Genomic DNA, 2,606 nt, shown 5'->3' on the forward strand with positions numbered 1-2,606 from the left:
CGACTTCAGGTATGGCATAGAAACGACACATCAAGTCGTCGCATCGCCGAGATCCCGGGTGTCGGACTATTGACGGCGACAGCGGCCGTCGCATCGATCGGTGATCCAAAGGCGTTTAAATCCGGCCGCGAATTAGCGGCATGGCTGGGTCTCGTCCCCCGGCAGAGTGGAACGGGCGGCCTGCTGCGATTGCTAGGCATCAGCAAGCATGGCGACACTTACTTGCGAACTTTGCTGATCCACGGCACGCGATCGGTACTCACCCATAGCAAAGAGCCTCCCATCTGGGCAACGAAACTGGCGCAACGCCGACCACAGAATGTCGCGATTGTTGCACTGGCCAACAAGATGGCCCGTACGATCTGGGCACTACTGGCTCATGAGCGAAAGTATCAACGGGAGTTTGTCAGTAAGCCGACGCTCGCTTAAATATCCCCAAACAGCGTACATTTCCTTATCAACGGTTGCGCAAGGTACGACAACGAATGATGGCAAACAGGTCAGACCGTGACACGCCACGCCTGCATGCAGCAGAGGACTTCGAGTCCACGAACCAAATGAGGCGCGGGTCAGCGGATTCCATCAGGGCCAACAGGCACATGCCTCTACAACAGGCCATGTATAAAACCGCATCCTGATCATGTTTGACAGCATCGATGCCGGCCCTTGCCAAACGGGAGGCGTCCATATAACTGCTGCATAAAATGAATTTGCAGCATCGTCCCGATCGGGAAAGGCGGCCGTCCGGTTTTGCCTGCCGGATAGTGCGGCTCGATCAGCGCAATCAGCTTCGACCAAGGGACAACACGCCGCATCTCATCGAGAAATTCCCGCTTGCGCGTACGTTTCGTTGAAAGATCCAGACCAAGACCGAGCTGTGTCATCGAGGAACACTTCACCGCCTCGCGGCGTTTCACAGAGATCACTCAAGTTCCGTCCATTTTCTGGGCGAGCGATTTCCCTCCCCGCTATTATGTGGCGAGCAATTTGACGTGACAGTGCCCATCTAGATGGCGACGGAAGAACGTCATTCCGGCGCGCGGGGTCGATGTCCGAAGCATCCACGTCCAGCGCGTCGATCGCTTCACGCAGTGATCGTATCGCGCCAGCCGCACGCGAACCGCCGATAGTGTTCGAACCGGTTTGTGGTTGGTGACGCTGAGTTCGAGATCATCATCCACAGAGCCGTAACCTAAACATGCCGCACGCGCATTGCCGCGGGCACGAATGCTCTTGCCGAGAGCGGAACGCTTCGCCGCGGGCCTGTTCTCAGCATTGACGCATATCAACGTCGAAGGCGAAATACATGCGTATCTTTGCGAATGTGGGTGCGCGAGCAGGCGGCAGGCTTTCAAAGCATGGCGCACCATGGTTAGGCTGCGGAAAGCAGTCGACCTAGTACGGCGGTCATGGAAACGCTTCAGTGGTTATTTTCGATGGCATACTGTCTGAATAAGAAGGCAGTTCAATAAGCCGACTCCGCTCGTTTGAATGTATTCCAGCACACGAGCGAGCAAGCCAATTTTAGGAATGCTTCGTGGATGTCGCTACGGCGATCGAAGCGGATGCAGAGTCTTCGGAAATTGTGGAGCCACGAGTGAGTTCGGTCTACAACCCAGCGGAATTTTCCCAGGCCACCGCCTTGTTCGGTTCGACGCCACGCGATTACCGGCCTGATGCCACGGTCTCGCAAACGCTGACGATGTGCGTCAGAGTCGTAGCCGCGATCGCCGTAGATGAATTTGGGCTTGCGCATCGGTCGGCCACGCGCGCCGCGGATCGGCGCGATGGCATCGACCAACGGAAGCAACTGGGTAACGTCGTTGCAGTTTTCACTGCCCAGATTCACGCTGACCGGCAGCCCGTTGGCGTCTACGAGGACGTGGTGCTCGATGGGCGCGCGCGATCCGTAGGGTTCGGCCCAGTTTTTGCCCGCTCCAACGGCTCGTACCGACGATGAGTCAATGGCAGCATATGGAAGGGCCAATTCTCCGGACTCGCGCAACTTGTCGAGCAGCAATGCACGCAACCTGGTCCAAACGCCCACCTTCTGCCAAGCGTCGAGGCGGCGCCAGCAGGTCGCACCTGAGCCAAACTCCAGCGTGGTCGGCAAGTGGTTCCACCGTATCCCGGTGCAACACGAACAGGACGCCATTGAGCGCCACCCGTTCCGACACACGAGGTCGTCTGCGGCGCTTGTTGTTTCGGGGTCTGGGCTTCGGCAGTAACGGTTCGATCAGTATCCACAATTCGCGGTCAATGATCGGCTTTTGCATCCCCTCGGTCTCCGTTGTCTGGACGAAAGAGGCTAACATCGCGCCGCGAAAGTTAACAGACCACTACGGCTCTTTTTTGAACTGGCCTCTAAGGAAGCTGTCCGACGAGCTCCGAAATATGGAGGGCCGCTTATGCAACGAGCGAGTAGAATTGCTGGACGAGAGAGAGTGCCCTACCGCCATCGTTCATCGGGGCTTTGCGAATCATATGCATGGTCTCGATTTGGTTCTGTTGCAATAAGGCAGTCGGCTATGATGTTCGTAACAAGACGAACGACTGAAAGCTAGATGAAGACGATGAATCTGACCGTGGCCCACTTGCTCAAACGC

Annotated in this window: 2 protein-coding genes and 1 pseudogene; 1 reads left to right on the forward strand and 2 read right to left on the reverse strand. The window is 56.8% G+C overall.

Going from position 1 to position 2,606, the window contains the following annotated elements:
- The coding region (locus BN2475_RS29255; protein ID WP_143325962.1) for a transposase at positions 1 to 429 on the forward strand (429 nt) is incomplete at its 5' end.
- Between the two features lie 254 nt (positions 430 to 683).
- Here BN2475_RS29255 and BN2475_RS29260 read toward each other — a convergent pair.
- Both BN2475_RS29260 and BN2475_RS29265 read right to left on the reverse strand, forming a co-directional pair.
- Positions 684 to 884, reverse strand: a pseudogene (locus BN2475_RS29260) (transposase); the annotation flags it as partial.
- Positions 885 to 1,465: 581 nt separating this feature from the next.
- A protein-coding gene (locus BN2475_RS29265; protein ID WP_245841664.1) for an IS5 family transposase occupies positions 1,466 to 2,276 on the reverse strand; the annotation gives its coding sequence in 2 pieces (ribosomal slippage) (positions 1,466 to 2,135 and positions 2,134 to 2,276; 813 coding nt in all).
- Positions 2,277 to 2,606: the final 330 nt, after the last annotated feature.

This window comes from Paraburkholderia ribeironis (assembly GCF_900019265.1).
GTDB lineage: Bacteria > Pseudomonadota > Gammaproteobacteria > Burkholderiales > Burkholderiaceae > Paraburkholderia > Paraburkholderia ribeironis.